This is a genomic window from Kitasatospora sp. NPDC054795, assembly GCF_053611565.1.
On sequence record NZ_JBSHAP010000100.1, the window covers coordinates 1 to 19,159 of the forward strand.

Below are 19,159 nucleotides of genomic sequence, written 5' to 3' on the forward strand. Positions count from 1 at the left end.
ATCAGGCTGAGCGGCATGATCAGGGCGATGGCGACCACCGAGATCACCGTCTCCATCACCGACCAGGACTTCAGCGTCTGCCCGACGCTCATCCCGAAGTACTCCTTCACCAGCCAGAAGCCGGCGTCGTTGACGTGCGAGAAGAACAGCGAGCCGGCGCCGATCGCGAGCACCAGCAGGGCCGCGTGGGTCGAGGACATGTTCGCGGCCAGCGGGGAGACGATGCCGGCGGCGGTGATCGTGGCGACCGTCGCCGAGCCGGTGGCCAGCCGGATCAGGACGGCGATCAGCCAGCCGAGCAGCAGCGCCGAGATGTGCCACTTGCCGGACCACTCGCTGACCGCGTTGCCGACGCCCACGTCGATCAGGGTCTGCTTGAAGCCGCCGCCCGCGCCGACGATGAACACGATGCCGGCGATGGGGCCGAGCGACTTGCCGACGGTGTCGGAGATCCGGGCCTTGTCGAAGCCGGCCGCCCTGCCGAGGGTCACCATGCCGAGCAGGGTCGCGGCGAGCAGGGCGATCAGCGGGGAGCCTATGAAGTCGAACACCCGCTGGACCAGCGCCTTCGGGTCGTCGATCACGACGTCGGCCAGGGCCTTGCCGAGCATCAGCACGACGGGCAGCAGGATGGTGGCCAGCACCGCGGCGAAGGACGGGGTGCGGTCGTGCTTGGCCGTCTCCTCGGGGGCGGTGGCCGCCGGGATCTCCAGCGGGCCGACCCAGCGCTCGGCCAGCCGCGCGAACAGCGGGCCCGCGATGATCAGGGTCGGGACGGCGATCAGCAGGCCGAGCGCCAGGGTGATGCCGAGGTCGGCCTTCAGCGCGTCGACCGCGACCAGCGGGCCCGGGTGCGGGGGCACCAGGCCGTGCAGCACCGACAGGCCGGCCAGGGCCGGGATGCCGATCCGCATCAGCGGTACGTTGCCGCGGCGGGCGACCAGCAGCACGATCGGGATCAGCAGGACGACCCCGACCTCGAAGAACAGCGGCAGGCCGAGCACGGCGGCGATCAGCGCCATCGCCCAGGGCAGCGCCTTGTTGCCGGTCCGGGAGAGGACGGTGTCCGCGATGATGTTGGCGCCGCCGGAGTCGGCGAGCAGCTTGCCGAGCATCGCGCCGAGGCCGATCAGCAGGCCGACGCCGGCGACGGTGGATCCGAAGCCCGTGGAGAAGCTGCTCAGCAGCTTGTCGAAGGGGGCACCCGCGACGGCGGCCAGCAGACCGGAGCCGAGCGTGAGGGCGAGGAACGGGTGCAGCTTCAGCCTGGTGATCAGTACGACGATCGCACCAATACTGAGCAGCACCGCGATCAGCAGCTGGGAGTCGCTGCTGGTGTGCGGCAGGGCCGGTGGGGCGGCCGCCAGCAGGGTGGGGGCAATGCTCACGCGAGGTCTCCATTGACGGGCCGCAGCAGCGCCACGGCCATCTCGACGAGTTCTTCGGGGGACGGGCCGACGTCCAGGACGCCGCCGCGCTCGTCCGCCGCCAGCGGTTCCAGGGCGGCGTACTGCGAGTCGAGCAGCGAGGACGGCATGAAGTGGCCGGTGCGGTGGCTGAGCCGGTCCTCGACCAGCTCGTGGCCACCGCTGAGGTGCAGGAAGAAGGCGCCCGGGCAGGCCGCGCGCAGGGTTTCGCGATAGCGGTGCTTCAGCGCCGAGCAGGTGACCACACCGCCGGTGCCGTCCTCGGTCCGCTCCTTGAGCCAGGCGCCGACGGCGCGCAGCCAGGGGGCGCGGTCCTGGTCGTCCAGCGGGACGCCGGCGGACATCTTGGCGATGTTGGCCGCGGGGTGGAACTCGTCCGCCTCCGCGAAGGGGAGGGCGAGACGGTCCGCCAGCAGGCGGGCCAGGGTGGTCTTGCCGACGCCCGAGACGCCCATCACCACGACGGTGAGGGGGGCCTGCGGGAGGTCGTGGTTCTCGACGCTGAGAGCCATGGGGTGGTGCTCCTTCGTTGCCTGGCCGCCACTATCGCCTCAAAGATATGACGTATTCAAGTGTCGGAAACCAAATCGTCATACTTTTACGATGTGGCCTGGGTCGCAGGGCGAGGTGAAGGCCCGCGGAGCGGGCGTCTACGCTGGGCGGATGGAGATCCAGGGGCTGCCCGGTCGGCTGCTTGCCGAGCTCGGGCCGGCGATCGCGTCGGGGGAGATCCCCGAGGGGGCGGTACTGCGCGGAGAGGAACTGGAGGGCCGGTTCGGGGTGTCCCGGACGGTCGTCCGGGAGGCGGTGCGCGTCCTGGAGGGGATGCGGATGGTGGCGTCCCGGCGACGGGTCGGGATCACCGTGCAGCCGAAGTCGCTCTGGGACGTCTTCGACCCGATGGTGATCCGCTGGCGCCTGGCTGGCGCGGACCGCCCGGCCCAGCTGCGCTCGCTCGGCTCGCTGCGCGTGGCCGTCGAACCGGCCGCGGCCGCGCTCGCCGCCACCCACGCGAGCGACGACGACCGGCGCGAACTCAGCTCACTGGCCGTGGACCTGACGGTCACCGCACGGGCCGCCGACCTGAACGCCTTCCTCAGGCACGACATCGCCTTCCATGCCCTGGTGCTGCGCGCCTCGGGCAACGAGATGTTCGCCCATCTCGGGGACAGCGTCGCGGCGGTGCTCACCGGCCGGACCGAGTACCATCTGATGCCCCATCAGCCGGAGCCGTACGCGATCCGCCTGCACCGCGAGGTCGCGGAGGCGATCTGCGCCGAGGACGCCGTCCACGCCGAGCGGGCGATGCGGACGATCGTGACCGGCGCGCTGGAGGAGCTCAACGTCCAACTGGACTGAGCCGGGCCGCCGGACGGCGCCGGGCCTGCCGGGACGGCCCGGATGACACGATTTGAAGGCAGTTCGGCGGTTTCGGACGCATAGTCCTGGTTCGGCGGGGCAGAGTGAGGCGAGGGGCGCGTTTCGTGTGCACCCGTTCCGTATGCTTCACAGAACACGCGCCACGCGCCTGGGGGTCGCTCGATGTCCGTGCCACGCCGCCGTCGCCGCCGCCTGCCCGACGAGGTACGCGCCGCCGCAGTCCGGGCGGTGCTCTGCCTGTCCTTCACCCTGGTGGGCGTCGTGGTGGCCACCCTGGCCTCGTACGCGGGCAGTTGGCTGCTGACACCGGCACTGCTGGCCATGGGGCTCGGGGTGTTCGGCACCATGTGGTGCCTGCTGGAGATCCTGATCTCCCGCCAGGTCGCGGCCCAGCGGATGCGGACGCCGGGCGCCACGCACCCGACAGCGGGCGGCCGGGCGCCCTCCGAGCCGCTGGCCGCGCGGCCGTTCCCCCGGCCCGGCCCGTCGTCGGTGTACCGGCAGCCGTACGAATCGCCCCGGTCGCAGTCGCCGCAGCAGCCACCGCAGCCGTACGGGCCAGGGCACCAGCCGCAGCGAGCGCCGCACCAGCAGCCGTACCAACCGCCGCGCCAGGCACCGCAACAGCCGCCGCGCCAGGCCCGGGTGCGGCCCAACCACCCGTAGCGCCGGGCCGATCGGTCAGTCCCGCGCCGGCAGCGCCCGGTAGTGGGTGGTGAGCCGGCGGTCCCCGTCCAGGACGTGGAAGGCCAGCATCGGCGGGTGGTCGAAGGAGATGCCGCGCCCGCCCTCGAACGGCAGCGTGACGGTCGACGCCACGCCGGGGGCGATCAGCAGCGGCAGACCGGCGAAAGTGGTGGCCGCGGAGGTGTGCGCGTGGCCGCAGAACAGGGCGGCCACCCGGGGGTGCCGGCGCAGCACCTGTGCCAGCCGCGCCTCGCCGAACTGGCGGATCGGGTCGACGTACAGCAGGTGCAGCTCCACCGGCGGGTGATGGAAGGCCACCAGCGCGGGCAACTCGCCGCGGCCGGACGCCAGTTCGGTGTCCAGCCAGTCCAGCGTCCGCTCGTCCAGCAGGCCGTCGTCCTGCCCGGGTATCGAGGAGTCGAGCATCAGCACGTCGGCGCCCGGCAGTTGGTGCAGGCGATTGATCGGCCCCTCCCCCGCTGCCTCGCCGAGCAGTACCTCCCGGTACGGCGCCCTGGAGTCGTGGTTGCCGGGGCAGATGAGCACCGGGTGCCGGGAGGCCAGCACCTCGGCGACCTCCCGGTACTCCTCGGGCAGGCCGTGGTCGGCGAGGTCGCCGGTGACCAGCACCGCGTCCAGCGGGCCGGGCAGGGCGTCGAGGTACGCCATCACCTGCTCGGCCCGCCGCCGGGCGCGCCTGCCGCCGTCCCGGCGGTGGACCTGGCCGAGGTGGGTGTCACTGAGGTGCGCGATCGTCAGCATGGAGATCACGCTAGTCAGTTCACGGTCGAACCGGAACCGCCCCCGGCCGAACGGGGACCGCTCACGCCTGCGCCGGAACCTCCGCGGGACGCTTGAACATCCGGGTGGCGGTGATCTCGCCGTGGATGGTCGGGCCGTCCGGGTCCGGCGCGGCCGGCAGGCCCGGGCGCAGGTGCTCCTCGACCGAGATGTACTTGAGGCCCGCGCGCAGGTCGGCGTCGTTGCGCAGGCGGATCACCAACGGGAACTCGGCGAGCGCCGTGGTGTCGAACAGGCCGGTGGTGTAGATCAGCTGGACGCCGAGCGCGTCGGCCACGGCCCGCTGGAGCTCCAGCAGGTAGGTCGCGTTGGCGCGGCCGATCGGGTTGTCCAGGAACAGCGTGCCGGCGTGCCGCAGCTGGGACTGGCCGCGGTCGTTGGCGCGCAGCGCGGCCATCGTGCAGTACAGCGCGATGGCCGCGGTGAGCAGCTGGCCGCCGGAGAAGACGTCGGACATCTGGCCGACCCCGACCCGCTCGGCCCGCAGCACCGCGTCGGGCTTGAGGATCTCGACGCTGACGCCCTTGGGGCCGATCGCGGCGGCGACCCCGCGCAGCAGCAGGGACATGCCGTCGCGGCGCAGGTCGCTGTTCTTCTTCACGGCGGCGCGGGTGGCCTCGTCGATGACCTCGCCCAGGCGCTCGACCAGGGTGGCGTGGTCCGGGTCCTCGAAGCGGATCCGGAGGAACTCCTGGCCGGACCACTCCCCCAGGCCCTCGGGCAGCCGGGACAGCCGCTGGGCGGCGCGCAGCGTGGTGAGCGAGGACTCGACCAGGCCGCGCAGCCGGTCCACGATCGAGCCGCGGTTCTTCTCCAGCTGGGCCAGCTCGTCGGTGAGCACCCGCAGCCGGGGCGCGAAGGCCGCGGCCCAGGCGGCGGCGTGCTCGGGCAGCGCGGAGGCGGGCAGTTCCCGGATCTGCTGGCGGGCGGGGGTACGGACGGCCTCGTAGCGGGCCGCGTTGGCGTGCCGGACCAGGGCGTCGGAGGAGTCGCGGACGGCGAGTTCGGAGGAGGACAGCTCGCCGGCGGCGGTGCGCAGCGAGCGGCGTGCCTCGGTGGCCCCGGTGCGGGCGTCGGCCAGCGAGCCCAGGTACGGCTCGACCGGGTCGTCCGGGTCCTCCTGGTGGTCGCGCAGGCCGTCGCGCAGCTGGCCGGCCAGCTCGTCGAAGTCGGCGGCCGAGGCCTGGGCGCTGTCGAAGGTGCGCTGGAGGTCGGCGTGGGCGGTGCGGGCGGCGTCCAGGGCCTCGCGGCGCTCGGCGAGTCGGCTGGTGGCGGTGCGCAGCAGGACCTGGGCGTGCTCCGGATCGGTGGGGACGAGGTCCTCGGGCAGCTCGGTGTGCGCCTCGCCGTCGGCGGGAGCGGAGCGCTCGGCCTCGCCGCGCAGCCGGCCGAGCTGCTCGCTGGCGGCTGCGGAGCGGGCCTCGATGGTGGCGACCAGCTCCTCGGCGCGGGCGGCGGCGGCCTGGCGGGCCGGGCCGTCGGCGCCGTCGGGGCTGCCGAGGAGTTCCTCGGCGCGGGTGCGGACCTTGTTGGTGAGGCGGTCGAGTTCGGTCGCGGCGGCGGCCTCGTCGCCCTCGGCGCGGGCCTGCTCGGCTCGCAGGTCGGCGCCGACGCCGACCTTCTCGTACAGCTGGGAGGCGGCGCGGTAGGCCTCGCGCAGTGCGGGCAGCGCGGCGGGGGCGGTCTCGACGGGCTCGTCGGACTGCTCGGCGGCGGGGATCTCGGCGCGTTCGGCGCGCAGCGCGCGGGCCGTGCGGCGGGCGTCGTCGGCGGCGCGCTGGGCGGCGCGGCGGTCCTCGTCGCAGGTGCGGGCGCGGTCGGCGCACAGCACCTGGCGGCGGTCGCACTCGGCGGCGTCCTCGGCGAGTTCACGCTGGCGGCGGGCCCAGTTGCCGCGCTCGCGCAGCCGGAAGGCGAGGCCGGAGAGGGCGTCGGCGCGGCGGCGGGCGCGCTGGGCGGCCTCGCGGTGCTCCTCGTGGACGGAGGCGGCCGCGGCGTGGTCGGTCTCGGCCTCGTCGTGGTCGGCGCGCAGGGTGGCCAGGGCGGCGGCGGCCTGCTCGGCGTGCTCGCGGGCGGCCTCGGCGGCGGCGGCGAATTCGGCGAGGGTGCCGGGCGGGCAGCTGGCGTGCCAGGAGGCGAGGCGGGCGGCGAGGGCGCGGTCGGCGCCGAGGCGGCCTGCCAGTTCGCGGATGTGCTCCTCGCGGGCGCTCGCCCGGGCGCGCAGTTCGCGGCGCTCGCCGTCGGCGGCGGACTCGTCGTGCATGGCCGGGTTCGGCGGGACGAGGAAGAAGGCGGGCTCGTCGGTGATCGGGGCGATCAGCGAGGCGGCGGCGCCGACGGCGACGGTGGAGCGCGGCAGCAGGGCGGCGGCCTGCAGGGCCTCGCGGGCGCGTTCCAGCGAGGACGGGTCGGTGACGACCACGCCGTCGACCAGTTCGGGGCGGGCGGCGAGGATCGCGTCGTGGTCGGCCGGGTCCACCGACTGGGCGAGGTAGCGCCAGCCGGGCAGGGCCGGGATGCCGTGCTCGGCGAGGTACTCGACGGTGGCGAGCACGTCCGGGCCGGGCGGCAGCAGACCGCCGTCGCCGAGGGCGGCGAGGATGCGGGAGTCGTCGGCGGCGGCCGTGCGGAGGTCGAACAGGGTGCGTTCGGCGGTGGCGATGGACTCGTCGAGGAGTTCGCGCAGGTACTCGGCGTTGCGGTCGAGCACGGCGGGGGTGAGGAAGCCGGCGTCCTCCTCGGCGCCCTCCTGGTAGGGGGTCAGGGAGAGCAGGTCGGCGAGGCGCTCCTCGGTGGCGAGCAGGGCGGCGGTGCGCTGCTCGGCGGCGAGGGAGCGGGCGGCGTCCTTGCGGGCGTCGCCGGCCCGCTCGGCGGCGAGTTCGGCGCGCGAGGTGGCGGCGGCGGACTCGCGCAGCCGGGCGGCGGCGGACTCGGCGGCGGTACGGGCCTGGGCGAGCGCGGCGGCGGCGGCCTTCTCGACGTCGGCGGCGTGCAGCGCGGCGCGGGCCGGGTCCACGTCGCCGTCGGCGTCGATGAAGCCAGCCGAGACGGCGGCCTCGGTCTCCTGCTCGACCTCGGCGAGGCGCTGGCGCAGGTGCTCGGCCTCGCTGCGGGCCTTCTGGGCGGCGGTGGCGGCCTCGGTGGCGTCGGACTGCGCCTTGCCGCCGTCCTCCTGGAGTTCGCCCGCGCGCTCCTCCTCGGTGTCGGCGCGGGACTCGGCGGCGGCGGCGGCGGCCTCCAGGGCGCGGGCCAGGGCGGTCGCGGCGCGGGCGCGGGCGGCGAGCGCGGGGGCGGCGTCCAGCTCGGCCTCGCGGATGGCGGCGGCGACCCGGGTGACCCGGTCGGCGGCGGCGCGCTGGCGCAGTACCGCCTCGGCGGCCTGCCAGGCGGAGTGCAGGGTGCGGGCGTCGATGAGTTCGCGGCGCAGCGCGGCGGCCTCGGCGGTGGCCGCGGCGAGGCCCAACGTGGCGTGCCGGTGGGTGAGTTCGTCGGCGATCAGGCTGTGCCGGGTGCGGTCGGCCTCGGCGGCGGTGACGGCGCTCGCGGCGGCTGCGACCTCGATGGCGAGGTCCTGGGCGCGGTCGCGTTCGGCGGTGGCGCGGGAGGCGAGGGCGTGGGCGAGGCGGCGGGTGCGGCGTTCGGCGGTGCGGTGGGCCTCGCGGACGGTCTCGCGGGCGCTGGTGGTCTCGGCGATGCGCTCCAGCAGGTCCAGCGAGCCGGCGGTGAAGTCGCGTTCGGCGGTGAGTTCGGCACGCCGGCCGAGCTTGGCGGCGAAGCCGTGCACGAGGTCGGCGAGGCCGTCGGTGTCCCGGGTGTCGGTGACGGCCCGCAGCAGGAGGTCGGTGAAATCGCTGTCGTGCTTGACCGCGAAGAGGCCGGCCGCCTCGCCCTCGTCGGCGTTCATCTCGCGCTGGTAGCGGAAGAGTTCGGGGTCGAGGCCGAGTTCGCCGAGGTGCTCGGTCCAGCGGTCGTGGCCGTCCTCGAAGACCAGGTCGAGGTGGGGGTGGGCCTTGCCGGCCTCGGTGAGGGCGTCGCGGAAGCCCTTCATGGTGCGGCGGCGGCCGCGGGCCTTCTGGTCGCCGGCCAGGCTGACCCGTTCGGCGACCGGCAGCGAGTCGAGGGTCAGGCCGGCGCCGGGGCGGAAGGAGTACCAGGTCTCGGCGAACTTGCGCGGGTCGGAGGAGACCTGGCGGCCGCGCCACTCGCTGACCTTGCCGACCACGATCAGCTCGCCCGTGACGGTGTGCTGCCACTCCAGGGCGACGTGGCCGCAGTCGTCGGCGAGCAGGAACTTGCGCAGCACGCCGGAGCTGGCGCCGCCGAGGGTGTTGCGGTGGCCGGGGAGCATGACCGAGAAGATCAGCTTGAGCAGGACGGACTTGCCGCCGCCGTTCTCCAGGAAGAGCACGCCGGCGGGGGCGGGGCGGCGGACCGGGCCGTCGGTGTCCTCGCCGAACAGGCCGATCTGCTGCGGGGCCGGGTCGGCGACCGGCTCGCCGACGCCGCGCAGGTCGAGCACCGTGTCGGCGTAGCGGGCGCCGGCCGGTCCGATCGAGTAGAGGCGGACCCGGTTGAGCTCGTACATGTGCGGCGGTTCTCCGTGGCTTGCGTGGCGTGAGGGGTGGGCGGCGGGCCGGTTCGGGGCGGGTGGGCCGGGGGCCGGCGCGGTGCTCCGGGACCGGGTGCACCCGGCGGGAGGCCGGCGCGGTGGGCTCGGAGCGGGTGGGCTCTGGGCGGGTGGGCTCTGGGCGCCGGTGCTCGGAGCGGGTGGACTCCGGGCACCAGGTTCAGAGCGAGTGGAACGGCAGGCCCGCGTCGGCGACCAGTTCGTCGCCGGTGTCCGGCGGCAGCAGGCTGGCGGTGCCGTCGGAGACCGGGACGATGCCGAGGTCGAGCAGTTCGGCCATGGCCGCGCTGCCCGCCAGGTCGCGCACCTGGAGCTGGTAGCGGGCGGTGGTGCGGTAGGTGCCGCCGGAGTCGTCGGAGACCTTCTGGAGAAAGCCGGAGTCGACCAGGAACAGCACGGCCTTGGCGACGATGCCGATGGTGGAGCCGGAGAGCCGGCGGGCGTCCTTGGTCGCGCCGGTGGCGGTGCGCCGGGCCCAGACCCGCCAGGCCGCCTCCAGGCCGGGGGCGTCGGAGGCCGGGTCGGTGTTGGCGCCCTCGGCGTCGGCCTGCTCCTCCAGGCGGCGGCAGGCCTGGCGCACGAAGGAGTCGACGCCGTTGACGGTGATCCGGCCGAGGTAGCCGTCGTCGGCGAGGTCCTCGGGGCGGGGGAAGGCCATCGCGGCGACGGCCAGGTGGGCCAGGCCGTGCAGGAAGCGGTCGGTGGACTCGGAGGCGGCGCGGCGCGAGTAGTCGCCCATCCGGACGGCGAACAGCGAGTCCTCGGCGGCGGCCACGGCCATGCCGGCCCGCGGGGAGACCTCCAGGACGACCAGGCCCATGCCGGTGGCGACGGCGTCGGCGAGCCGGGCGAACGGCGGGTCCTCGCGGTGGCGTCGCACCAGCTCGGCGTACTCGGCGTCCCGGGCGGGCAGCAGCTTGGCCTGGAGGCCGAAGGAGACCAGTCGGGCGGCGTCCGCGACGTCGGCCGGGGTGATCGGCGCGGGGGCCGCGGGTTCGCTCTCGGCCGCCCAGGACGTGTCGTGGTGGGTCGTCACGGGCGGTGCTCCTCGGGGGTGGCGCGGTGGTTACGGTTCGTCAAGGTTGGTCCCGGCAAGGTGTGCCTCCCGGCCGGTCAGCCGGCGTCCTTGCGGTCGGCGGCCATGCCGACCGCGTCGAGCAGGGCGCTGCCGACGATCAGGTCGGCGCCGCCGAACTCCGGGTCGTGCAGCGGGGTGCCGTCGTCCACGGCGAACAGCAGCCGCTCCTCGCCCTGGCGGTAGGCGGTGCCGACCGGCGGACTGGCGGCGTGCACGGCGAGCAGGGCCAGCAGGTACGGCAGGTCCGGGTCCTGCTTGCGGGCGTCGGCGAGCAGGCCGGAGAGCCGGCGGGGGGCGTCCGGGGGCAGGTCGAGCAGGACCATCGCGGACTCCAGCTGGGCCTCGGAGAACCGGCTGTCGTCCGGGGTGGCGACCAGGTCGGGGTCGGGCAGCTCGGCGCCGAGGTGCTCGCGTTCGACCGGCGGGGTGAGCAGCAGGTCGACCAGGTCGGCGACCCGGACCGAGACCGGGGTGCGCAGGCCGGCGCCCCGGGCGAAGAAGGCGCCGGTGGGGCGGACGGCCTGCTCCACCGGCAGCCTCAGTACGGGGGCGAGCAGCTGCCCGTAGAGGTCGATGCCGCTGCGGGCGCCGGGGGTGGCGAAGGCCTGCCGGTCCTGCTCGGCGCGGAACAGCGGGCCGGCCTCCAGCAGGCGGGTCTGGAGCTGGGTGTGGCGGCGGATGCAGTCCTTGACGATGTCGACCAGCTCGGCGGCGCGGCGCTTGTGCTCCGGGTCCTCGGCCTCGTCGCGGGCCTTGCGGATGTTGGTGAGAATCGCGTTCTCGTGCCGGTAGCGGTCCGCGATGTGGTCCAGCGCCTCCGCGATGAGGTCGGGGACGGCGCGCATCCAGTCGACGGCGCGGACGTTGCGGCGGGTGGCGTCCAGGGCGCGGCGCAGCGTCTCGGCGTACTGGACGGTGCGGTAGCGGGCCTGCTCGGCGGCGAGCTGGGCGTCGGCCAGGCGGCCGCGGCGGATCAGCACCTCCAGCTTGACCTCGGCGGCGATCTGGGCCGAGGTGACGTCGGTGTCGAGCGCGCCGACCAGGACGTTGACCGCCTCGTCGGTGGTGCGCAGGTAGACGCCGCCGTCCGGGCCGGGGACCTCCTCGATCAGCTTGAAGTCGTAGTCCCGGCGGACGTACTCGCCGTCCGCGCCGAAGGTGCCGTAGACGGCGCGGAAGCCGCGGTCCACGCTGCCGACGTTGATCAGCGACTCCAGCACCCAGCGGGCGACCCGCTCGTGCTCGGCGGCGGGGCGGCCGGTGGCCTGGACGGCGACCCGGGGCAGCAGGCGGGCGAGCACTATGTCGCGGTCGGCCCCGGTGTCGAAGTCCATGTTCAGGGTGACCAGGTCGATCGCGGCGAGGCCGACCTCGGCCATCGCGTAGCCGCCGTACTCGCCGGCCAGGTTGACCTTGCGGTTGTCCAGGTCGTGCAGCGGGGCGGTGCAGGCCAGCGCCTTGAGCCGGCGGGCCAGGCCCTCGTCGGCGGCGGGGCCGGGCGCGGGGCGCGCGGCGGCCGGGCCGGCGGGCGGGCGGAGGCCGGGCTCGGTGAGCGGGTCTGCGATGACGGTCACGGAGGACAAGATTAGAGGTTCGCACCGACATCGACCGAAACGGACCTTGCGGGCGGGCGGAGCAGCAGGTGGACGACGGTACGGGTGACGGATTCAGAACGTGATTTCGACGAGATTCCGCCATTCCCGAACCGGCATTCGAGAAAAGCGTGAGGAAGGCGCGCTTGTTCGGTGATGATCGACCAATGATCACCCGACTGGCCAAAGCGGGCCTCGCCGCCGCGCTGTCCGTGACCACCCTCGCCGCCGGCGCCGTCCTCGTCACCGGCGCCACCGCCGCCGCGGCCGCCCCGGCCGCGACGACGTCGACCTCCGCCCAGCACGTGACCGTGTCGCAGGGCGGGAACTACCCCGGCGGGTTCTTCACCACCGGGAACATGTGGGCGGGCTGGACCTCGTCCGGTACCTCGGACCTGACCGGCCCGACGCACTTCACCGTCGACCTGCCGCCCGGCGTCACCACCGACGGCGCGATGTTCTACTCCACGCCGTACGACTACACCTTCAGCTCGACCCTCTCCCCCGACGGCCGCCACCTGGAGGCCGTGCTGAACGGCACCCGGGTGGTCGGGAAGTACGAGTTCATGAAGCTCAGCCTGCGCACCACGCCCGGCGTGCCGATCGCCGGCGTGATCACGGTGACGGCCGCCAACCCCAACGACACCGACCCGACCGGCCACATCTCCCGCTACGACCTCGGCACCCAGAGCCTCCTGCCGGCGACCGTCCAGGCCGCCCCGGCCGTCACCGGCCTCGGCACCACCACCGGCCCGGGCGCGGGCGGCACCGCGGTGACCGTCGGCGGCACCAACCTGGTCAACGGCATGGTGCTGGTCGGCGGCGTCCCGGCGCCCGGCAGCTGCACCGACACCGCCTGCACGGTGACCACCCCGGGCGGCTCGGGCAGCGCCCCGGTCACCGTGGTGACACCCGGCGGCACCGCCACGGCCCCGGCCGCCTTCGACTACACCGGCGCCCCGCCGCCGGCCCCGGCCGCCCCGGCGGTCAGCAGCCTGTCCCCCGCGTCCGGTCCGGTCGCCGGCGGGGCCAGGGTGAACGTGATCGGCAGCAACCTGACGTACGGGACGGTGGCCTTCGGTGGAGTGCCGGCCACACACGTCTCCTGCGGCCCGTCCTTCTGCACGGCCACGGCCCCGGCGGGCACCCAGCCCGGGGCGGTGGGCGTCACCGTCACCACGGCGGGCGGGACCAGCGCTCCCGTGACGTACACCTACACGGCGTAACGGCTGCGGGCGGCGTTCCGCCCGCCGGCGGTGCCCGGGCTCCACGGAGCCCGGGCACCGCTGCGTTCCGGGGCGACCCCGGCCGCCCCTGCCCCACCCCACCCAAAATGAGAGTTGAACACGTTCAAAAGATAGGTCTAGAGTCGGTTCCGCGCAGGTCGGACGAGGCTCCGCCTGCACTTCGGCATGCTCGGCATGGAGGTGGGCGACATGGACGGCGACCCCGCGGTCATCCTTCGCAAGGTCCGACGGTGGCTCTGGTTCTTCCTGGTCTGCCTGGTGCTCAGCGGTCTGACCGCGTTCCCCCTGGAGACCGAGACCCGCTGGCTGGTCGACTTCGCCTCCGGGCCGGCCGCCCCGCTGAGCGACCGCCTCCCCGCAGCGGCGGCCTGGCTCGAACGGGTCCACACCGGCCTCGCCGAGACCAACGGGCGCTACCCCTTCCTGGCCTACGGCACCGACTGGCTGGCCTTCGCCCACCTGGTGATCGCCGCCGCCTTCTGGGGGCCGCTCAAGGACCCGGTCCGCAACATCTGGGTGATCCGCTGGGCCGTGCTCGCCTGCGGGGCCGTCATCCCGCTGGCACTGATCTGCGGGCCGCTGCGCGGGATTCCACTGGCCTGGCGATTCGTCGACATGTCGTTCGGGGTCCTCGGCGTCGTGCCGCTGCTGATCGTGCTGCGGGCGCTGCGTCCACTGGAGCGCGCCTTCCGCGCACCGGTGACCACCGGCTGAGTCCGGGCGGTCCGCGCCCGCTCGCGCCCCGGCGCGACCCCGTCAGGCGCCGCCCCGGGGCGTGCGACCCCGGGCACACGCCGCGGCACCCGCGGGGCTCCGGGTCACGGGCAACGGCCTTCATCCGCAGGCCCTACCATCTGGCTCAACAGCTGCTGGGAGGCGGACGGGCGTGGCCGATGCGGTGATCGATCTCAATGCGGACCTCGGCGAGGGGTTCGGACGCTGGACCCTGACCGACGACGAGGCCCTGCTGTCCGTGGTGACCAGCGCCAACGTCGCCTGCGGGTTCCACGCCGGGGACCCGTCGACGATGCGCCGGGTCTGCGCCCTGGCGGCCGAGCGCGGCGTCCGGATCGGCGCCCAGGTCTCCTACCGCGACCTGGCCGGCTTCGGCCGCCGCGCGATGGACGTGCCCCCGGAGGAGCTCGCCGACGAGATCGCGTACCAGATCGGCGCCCTCCAGGTGTTCGCCCGCGCGGCCGGTTCCAAGGTCTCCTACGTCAAGCCGCACGGCGCCCTCTACAACCGGGTGGTCGGCGACTCCGAGCAGGCCGAGGCCGTGGTGGCCGGCGTGCTGCGGGCGGGCGCGGTCTGCGACGGGCCGCTGCCCGTGCTCGGCCTGCCGGGCTCACTGCTGCTGGAGGTGGCCGAGGGCGTCGGGCTCCCGGTGGTCGCCGAGGCCTTCGCCGACCGCGCGTACACCCGCACCGGCACCCTCGTCCCGCGCCGCGAGCCGGACGCGGTGGTGCACGACCCCGAGTCGGTGATCACCCGCGCCGTCGCCATCGCCCGGGACGGCACGGTGGAGACCGCCGGCGGCGAGCGGATCGCCGTCGAGGCCCGCTCGCTGTGCGTCCACGGCGACACCCCCGGCGCCGCCCAGCTCGCCTGGCGGGTCCGCGGCGCCCTGGCCTCCGCCGGGGTCCGGGTGGAGGCGTTCACGTGACAGCCCCTCGCGTACCCGGCCCCGACGCGACGGCGGGGACGGTGCGCCGGGTCGGCGAGCGGGCGCTCCTGGTCGAGTTGCCCGGGACGGCCGAGGTGGCGGCGCTCTACAGCTGGCTGAGCGAGCGCCGGGAGGCCGGGGCGATCGGCGCGGTGGAAGAGCTGGTGCCCGCCGCGCGCACCCTGCTGCTGGACGGCGTCGCGGACGTCGGCGCGGTGGCGGCGCTGCTGCGCACCGCCCGTCCGGCGACGGCCGGGGCGGCGCGCGGACCGCTGCTGGAGGTCCCGACCGTGTACGACGGCGCCGACCTGGCCGAGGTCGCCGCACTGTGGGGGGTGTCCGAGGAGGCCGCCGTCCGGATCCACGCCGGATCCGAGTACGCCGTCGCGTTCTGCGGCTTCGCCCCCGGCTTCGGCTACCTCACCGGCCTCCCGGCCCGCTACGAGGTGCCGCGCCGGGCCACCCCGCGCAGCTCCGTCCCGGCCGGTTCGGTCGCCCTGGCCGGCCCGTACACCGGCGTCTACCCGCACCCCTCCCCCGGCGGCTGGCAGCTGATCGGCCGGACGGCGCTCACCCTCTGGGACACCGACCGCGAGCCCCCGGCCCTGCTGGCACCGGGCACCCGGGTCCGCTTCACGGCGGAACGGGCCTGAGGGGAGCCGGAGTTGAACGAACTGGTGGTGGAGCGCCCGGGGCCGCTGACCACGGTCCAGGACCTCGGGCGGCGCGGGGTCGCCCACCTCGGGGTGCCGAGGGCCGGGGCACTGGACGAGCCGGCGCTGCGGGCGGCCAACCGGCTGGTGGGCAACGAACCCGGGGCCGCCGGACTGGAGACCACGCTCGGCGGGGTCGCACTGCGGGCCGTCGGAACGACGCTGGTCGCCGTCACCGGTGCGCCCTCGCCCGTCCGGGTGGACGGCCGGCCGGCCGCCTGGGGCGCGCCGGTGGTGGTGCCGGCCGGGGCGCTGGTCGAGGTGGGGGCGGCGACGGCCGGGGTGCGCGGCTACCTGGCGGTGGCGGGCGGGATCGCCGTCCCGCCGGTGCTCGGCAGCCGCTCGGCGGACCTGCTCTCCGGGCTCGGGCCGGCCCCGCTGGCCGCCGGGGACCGGCTGCCGGTGGGCGCCCGGCCGCCGTACCGGGCCAGGCCCGAGCTGGTGCCTCTGCCCGGCCCCCCGGCCGAGCTGGTGCTGCGGCTGCGGCTCGGACCGCGCGCGGACTGGTTCGCCCCGGAGGCGGTGGCCCGTCTCGGCCGCGACCGGTACCTGGTCTCCCCGACCGGCAACCGGGTCGGGCTGCGCACCGAGGGCCCGCCGGTCGCCCGCGCCAGGGACGGTGAACTGCCCAGCGAGGGCATAGTGTTGGGCGCCGTGCAGATTCCGCCGGACGGGCAGCCGGTGGTGTTCCTGGCCGACCACCCGACCACCGGCGGCTACCCGGTGATCGGCGTCGTGCCGGCCGGCGACCTCCCGGCCGCCGCACAGGCCAGGCCGGGGACACCGGTGCGCTTCGTGCCCCTGCGCGAGCACTGAGCGGAAGCACCGAGGGGGAGGACCCGAGCAGCAGCACCTCGCAGGCGCGAAAAGCCGCGCGGGCTCCCCGGTCAGCGCCCCAACAGCACCTCGGCGACGACTCGTTGAGCCGGGTCCAGCTCCGCCCCGCCCTCCTCGGCCACCCAGACCGCGTTCTGCAGCACCCGGGCGAGCGTCCAGGCCGCCGCCACCTCGCGGTCCAGCTCCAGCACCTCCGTCAACAGGTCGAAGCGCCGCCGCAGCGCCCGGGTGGCATCCCCGGTGGCGACCACGTTCTCCCAGCGGTTGCGCAGCGCCGGGAGCAGCTCGAAGCCGGGATGGCCGGCCAGCGGCTTGGGGTCGATGGCCAGCCAGGGCGCCCGGCCGCTGCCCGGGAGCGGGGCCAGCACATTGCCGTAGTGCAGGTCCCAGTGCAGCAGCCGGTCGCCGGGATCGGCGCGGACCTCGCACAGGGCGGCCGCGCAGTCGGCGAGCAGGCGCCGCTCCACCGGGTCGGCGAGGGCCGCGACGGCCGCCGGGGCCCGGTCGAGCAGGTCGCTCGCCGCACCCGCCAGGGTCCGCAGCCCGGACGGTGCCCGATGTTTCGTCAATTCCCTGAGCAGCTCGGCGATCACACGCAGCGCTGCGAGGTCGTCGGGCAGGTCGAGCAGTGAGCGCCCGGGGTCCAGCCGCTCCAGCAGCAGGGAGCCGGTGGCCGGTTCGTGGTCGAGCAGCCGCACAGCGCCGCGGCCGCCCCAGGCTCGCAGGGCGAGCGGTTCGCCCACCGTCTCCTCGTCCACGGGCTGGAGCTTGAGCACGGCCGGCATCCCGTCGGCGCGCAGCACCGGGAGCACCAGCCCGACCACGCCGTGCGCGACCGGCCCGTCCGGGCGCAGCTCCCAGCGGTCCAGCAACTCGCCGGCCAGGGTGGGCAGTCGGGCCACCCAGGCGCGCCCCTCGGCGCCGAGGAAGCCCTCCAGGGACGCGGCCAGCGCGGGCGGGACCTGGACGGGCATCGGGCGGGCTCCTCTCGGACGGTCCGCCCCAGCCTACGACGGGCGGCGGCCGGCGCCTCCCCCGCTCACCCCTGCGCGAGCGCCCGGGCCGCGGCGGCCGCGAAGCCGTCCGGGTTGTCGAGCATGATGTTGTGCCCGCAGTCCGGCACCGCGACCACCCGTACGCCCGCCGCGCGGAGGGTCCCGGCGCCCGCCGGCTCGCCGTCCGCCGCCGGGTGGAGGAAGGTGCGCGGGAGGTCGAGGCCGAGCAGCAGCTCGCGCATGGTCGGTTCGGTCGCCCGGGCGAGGTAGCGGGCGCTGCGGTGCAGCGCCTCCGGGCCGGCCAGCCGCATGGTGGACCACCAGAACGGGCCGACCCGCTCGGCGACTTCGTCCCGGCCGCCGGCCAGGAACTCCTCCTCGGCGTAGGCCGCGATGCCGCTGCTGCCGGGGTGGCGCCGGTCGAGGTCGACCCGGTCCAGGTTGGCGTCCACCAGGAGCAGCCGTTCGACCAGGTGCGGGTGCCGCTGGGCGAGGACGATCGCGACCGCCCCGCCCATGCTGTGGCCGATCACCTCGACCCGGGCCGTCCCGGTGGTCGCGACGGCCGCCGCGACCGCGTCCGCGTGCTCCTCCAGGGTGTAGCCGAAGTCCGTCGGCCGGTCGCTGAGGCCGAAGCCGAGCAGGTCCAGCAGCAGCGAGCGCCGCCCGGCGAGCAGCGGGTGGGTGGCGGCGGCCGCGAAGTAGGCCGGCGAGGTGGCGCCGAGCCCGTGCAGGTAGAGCCGGGCCGGCTCGGCGCCGGGCAGCTCGACCCAGCGGATCCGGTCGCCGTTCGGGGTGACGGGGGCCTCGCGCATGCTCACTCGCTTCTTCTCCTGGGTGTGCCGGCTCCTCCTGGGTGTGCCGGCTCCCGGCTCCGGGGGACTCCGGCGGACGACCAGGACCATACATCGAATTCGAGGTATAGCGATAGTGAGATACCCATGCCCCGAGGGAAGGATCTGAGAGAGTGGCCCCATGCTGAAGCTCGCCATCCTCGGGTTCCTGTACGACCGCCCCCTGCACGGCTACGAGCTGCGCCGCCACCTCGCCGCGCTCACCGGCCACGTCCGCCCGATCAGCGACGGCACGCTCTACCCCGCGATCAAACGCCTGGAGACCGACGGCCTGCTGGTCCGCGAGACCGAGCCGGGCAGCGCCGCCGCGCCCCGGCACACCCTGCACCTCACCGAGGCCGGCCGCACCGCACTGCTCGACCGGCTGCGCGAGCCCGAGCCGCTCGACGTCAGCGACGAGAACCGCTGGTTCACCCTGCTCGCCTTCCTGCGGCACCTCACCGACCCCGCCGACCAGGCCGCCGTGCTGCGCCGCCGACTGGCCTTCCTCGCCGAACCCGCCAGCTTCTTCTACGAGGGCGACCGCCCGGTGGGCGCCGAGGAGTTCGCCGACCCGTTCCGGCGCGGCCTGCTGCTGGTCGCCCGCGCCACCACCGAGGCCGAACTCGCCTGGCTGCACGCGACCCTGGCCGACCTGGAGGGCAGCCCGCGCTAGACCGGGGCCGCACACGCCGCGGCCCGCGCCGACCGTCGAACGGTCGGTGCGGGCCGCAGGCGAGAGGCTTCGATACCCTGGGGTGGTATCAGTGCCCGTGGTGGGCGTGCACCACGGCGTGGCCGCGCCCCCGGCCGATCATCCACTTGTTGACCGGGACGGTCAGCGTGAACGCCAGGGCGAGCGAACCCGCCAGCGCCACCCAGAACAACAGGTCGCCGAGGCCCGCGTCCATCGCCCCCGGGACGGTGACCATCACGGTGTTGTCGATCAGCTCCATCACCAGGATCGAGACGGTGTCGGCTGCCAGCGCGACCTTGGCCGCGGCGCCGACGTCGAGGCCGGCCTTCAGCACGCCGCGCATGGTCAGCGCGTAACCGAAGGCGAAGGCCAGCAGGATCGAGAGCACCACGGTCGCGCCGTTGTGCAGGCCGAAGGCGGTGCCGAGCACCATGCCCAGGATCTCGCCGATGGCGCACCCGGTGAGGCAGTGCAGGGTCGCCTGCGCGGCCGTCCGCCAGCCGGCTCCGCCACCGCCGTGGTCGTGCCCATGGTGTCCGTGGTGCTCGTGCTGCTCGGGGTGTGCCATGTCGTCCTCCACGC

At 75.1% G+C, this 19,159-nt stretch carries 17 protein-coding genes; 8 read left to right on the plus strand and 9 right to left on the minus strand.

The window, feature by feature from the left end:
* Together ACWGJO_RS29775 and ACWGJO_RS29780 are read right to left on the minus strand one after the other, a co-directional pair.
* Window positions 1–1,382, minus strand: a 1,382-nt coding sequence (locus tag ACWGJO_RS29775; RefSeq protein ID WP_452188454.1) for a GntT/GntP/DsdX family permease, incomplete at its 3' end; no start/stop codon positions are given.
* Window positions 1,383–1,384: 2 nt separating this feature from the next.
* Window positions 1,385–1,939 carry a gluconokinase gene (locus ACWGJO_RS29780; RefSeq protein ID WP_452188408.1) on the minus strand — a complete coding sequence of 185 codons (555 nt, stop codon included), beginning with the start codon at window positions 1,937–1,939 and terminating at the stop codon, window positions 1,385–1,387.
* Between the two features lie 151 nt (window positions 1,940–2,090).
* On the opposite strand from ACWGJO_RS29780, the gene ACWGJO_RS29785 reads away from it, so the two are divergent.
* Both ACWGJO_RS29785 and ACWGJO_RS29790 read left to right on the plus strand, forming a co-directional pair.
* Entirely contained in the window at window positions 2,091–2,786 is a 696-nt protein-coding gene (locus ACWGJO_RS29785; protein ID WP_452188410.1) for a FadR/GntR family transcriptional regulator, read from the plus strand.
* 183 nt (window positions 2,787–2,969) lie between these two features.
* The gene (locus ACWGJO_RS29790) at window positions 2,970–3,473 is read left to right on the plus strand and encodes a hypothetical protein (protein WP_452188412.1); all 504 of its coding nucleotides are present in this window, start codon (window positions 2,970–2,972) and stop codon (window positions 3,471–3,473) included.
* Between the two features lie 15 nt (window positions 3,474–3,488).
* Here ACWGJO_RS29790 and ACWGJO_RS29795 read toward each other — a convergent pair whose 3' ends face one another.
* The 4 genes from ACWGJO_RS29795 to ACWGJO_RS29810 form a co-directional block, all read right to left on the minus strand.
* Window positions 3,489–4,256, minus strand: coding sequence for a metallophosphoesterase (locus tag ACWGJO_RS29795; protein ID WP_452188414.1), 768 nt, complete (start codon window positions 4,254–4,256; stop codon window positions 3,489–3,491).
* 61 nt (window positions 4,257–4,317) lie between these two features.
* Window positions 4,318–8,880 carry a hypothetical protein gene (locus ACWGJO_RS29800; RefSeq protein WP_452188416.1) on the minus strand — a complete coding sequence of 1,521 codons (4,563 nt, stop codon included), beginning with the start codon at window positions 8,878–8,880 and terminating at the stop codon, window positions 4,318–4,320.
* A gap of 202 nt (window positions 8,881–9,082) precedes the next feature.
* On the minus strand, window positions 9,083–9,958 hold the full coding sequence (locus ACWGJO_RS29805; RefSeq protein WP_452188418.1) for a hypothetical protein: 876 nt from the start codon (window positions 9,956–9,958) through the stop codon (window positions 9,083–9,085).
* A 77-nt stretch (window positions 9,959–10,035) separates the two neighbouring features.
* A complete protein-coding gene (locus ACWGJO_RS29810) occupies window positions 10,036–11,565 on the minus strand; it encodes a hypothetical protein (RefSeq protein ID WP_387694461.1) in 1,530 nt (509 codons plus the stop codon).
* A 194-nt stretch (window positions 11,566–11,759) separates the two neighbouring features.
* Here ACWGJO_RS29810 and ACWGJO_RS29815 point away from each other — a divergent pair, with 194 nt between their 5' ends.
* From ACWGJO_RS29815 to ACWGJO_RS29835, 5 genes are all read left to right on the plus strand, one after another.
* Window positions 11,760–12,818, plus strand: coding sequence for an IPT/TIG domain-containing protein (locus ACWGJO_RS29815; RefSeq protein ID WP_452188420.1), 1,059 nt, complete (start codon window positions 11,760–11,762; stop codon window positions 12,816–12,818).
* A gap of 210 nt (window positions 12,819–13,028) precedes the next feature.
* Window positions 13,029–13,553, plus strand: coding sequence for a hypothetical protein (locus ACWGJO_RS29820; RefSeq protein ID WP_359911101.1), 525 nt, complete (start codon window positions 13,029–13,031; stop codon window positions 13,551–13,553).
* 172 nt (window positions 13,554–13,725) lie between these two features.
* Complete coding sequence (locus ACWGJO_RS29825; RefSeq protein ID WP_452188422.1) at window positions 13,726–14,502, plus strand: LamB/YcsF family protein; 777 nt, start codon at window positions 13,726–13,728, stop codon at window positions 14,500–14,502.
* Complete coding sequence (gene pxpB / locus ACWGJO_RS29830; RefSeq protein ID WP_452188424.1) at window positions 14,499–15,155, plus strand: 5-oxoprolinase subunit PxpB; 657 nt, start codon at window positions 14,499–14,501, stop codon at window positions 15,153–15,155. The genes ACWGJO_RS29825 and pxpB overlap by 4 nt, the downstream gene beginning before the upstream one ends.
* 12 nt (window positions 15,156–15,167) lie before the next feature.
* Window positions 15,168–16,031, plus strand: a complete 864-nt coding sequence (locus ACWGJO_RS29835) for a 5-oxoprolinase subunit C family protein (RefSeq protein ID WP_452188426.1) — start codon at window positions 15,168–15,170, stop codon at window positions 16,029–16,031.
* Between the two features lie 71 nt (window positions 16,032–16,102).
* On the opposite strand, the gene ACWGJO_RS29840 is transcribed toward ACWGJO_RS29835, so the two are convergent.
* Window positions 16,103–17,026, minus strand: a complete 924-nt coding sequence (locus ACWGJO_RS29840; protein ID WP_452188428.1) for an aminoglycoside phosphotransferase family protein — start codon at window positions 17,024–17,026, stop codon at window positions 16,103–16,105.
* 65 nt (window positions 17,027–17,091) lie between these two features.
* Window positions 17,092–17,862 (minus strand): alpha/beta fold hydrolase, encoded by a 771-nt coding sequence (locus ACWGJO_RS29845; RefSeq protein WP_452188430.1) that lies wholly within the window; start codon window positions 17,860–17,862, stop codon window positions 17,092–17,094.
* Window positions 17,863–18,022: 160 nt separating this feature from the next.
* Between ACWGJO_RS29845 and ACWGJO_RS29850 the strand changes: the two genes are divergently transcribed.
* Window positions 18,023–18,556 (plus strand): PadR family transcriptional regulator, encoded by a 534-nt coding sequence (locus tag ACWGJO_RS29850; RefSeq protein WP_452188432.1) that lies wholly within the window; start codon window positions 18,023–18,025, stop codon window positions 18,554–18,556.
* 88 nt (window positions 18,557–18,644) lie between these two features.
* Here the strand turns inward: ACWGJO_RS29850 and ACWGJO_RS29855 are convergent, their stop codons facing one another.
* The gene (locus ACWGJO_RS29855; RefSeq protein ID WP_452188434.1) at window positions 18,645–19,145 is read right to left on the minus strand and encodes a DUF4396 domain-containing protein; all 501 of its coding nucleotides are present in this window, start codon (window positions 19,143–19,145) and stop codon (window positions 18,645–18,647) included.
* Between the last annotated feature and the right edge of the window lie 14 nt (window positions 19,146–19,159).

Bases quoted from the DNA above. Each gene is read 5' to 3' on its own strand.
- ACWGJO_RS29780 (WP_452188408.1), bottom strand. From the start codon at position 1,939: ATGGCTCTCAGCGTCGAGAACCACGACCTCCCGCAGGCCCCCCTCACC.
- ACWGJO_RS29785 (WP_452188410.1), top strand. From the start codon at position 2,091: ATGGAGATCCAGGGGCTGCCCGGTCGGCTGCTTGCCGAGCTCGGGCCG.
- ACWGJO_RS29790 (WP_452188412.1), top strand. From the start codon at position 2,970: ATGTCCGTGCCACGCCGCCGTCGCCGCCGCCTGCCCGACGAGGTACGC.
- ACWGJO_RS29795 (WP_452188414.1), bottom strand. From the start codon at position 4,256: ATGCTGACGATCGCGCACCTCAGTGACACCCACCTCGGCCAGGTCCAC.
- ACWGJO_RS29800 (WP_452188416.1), bottom strand. From the start codon at position 8,880: ATGTACGAGCTCAACCGGGTCCGCCTCTACTCGATCGGACCGGCCGGC.
- ACWGJO_RS29815 (WP_452188420.1), top strand. From the start codon at position 11,760: ATGATCACCCGACTGGCCAAAGCGGGCCTCGCCGCCGCGCTGTCCGTG.
- ACWGJO_RS29820 (WP_359911101.1), top strand. From the start codon at position 13,029: ATGGACGGCGACCCCGCGGTCATCCTTCGCAAGGTCCGACGGTGGCTC.
- ACWGJO_RS29840 (WP_452188428.1), bottom strand. From the start codon at position 17,026: ATGCCCGTCCAGGTCCCGCCCGCGCTGGCCGCGTCCCTGGAGGGCTTC.
- ACWGJO_RS29845 (WP_452188430.1), bottom strand. From the start codon at position 17,862: ATGCGCGAGGCCCCCGTCACCCCGAACGGCGACCGGATCCGCTGGGTC.
- ACWGJO_RS29850 (WP_452188432.1), top strand. From the start codon at position 18,023: ATGCTGAAGCTCGCCATCCTCGGGTTCCTGTACGACCGCCCCCTGCAC.
- ACWGJO_RS29855 (WP_452188434.1), bottom strand. From the start codon at position 19,145: ATGGCACACCCCGAGCAGCACGAGCACCACGGACACCATGGGCACGAC.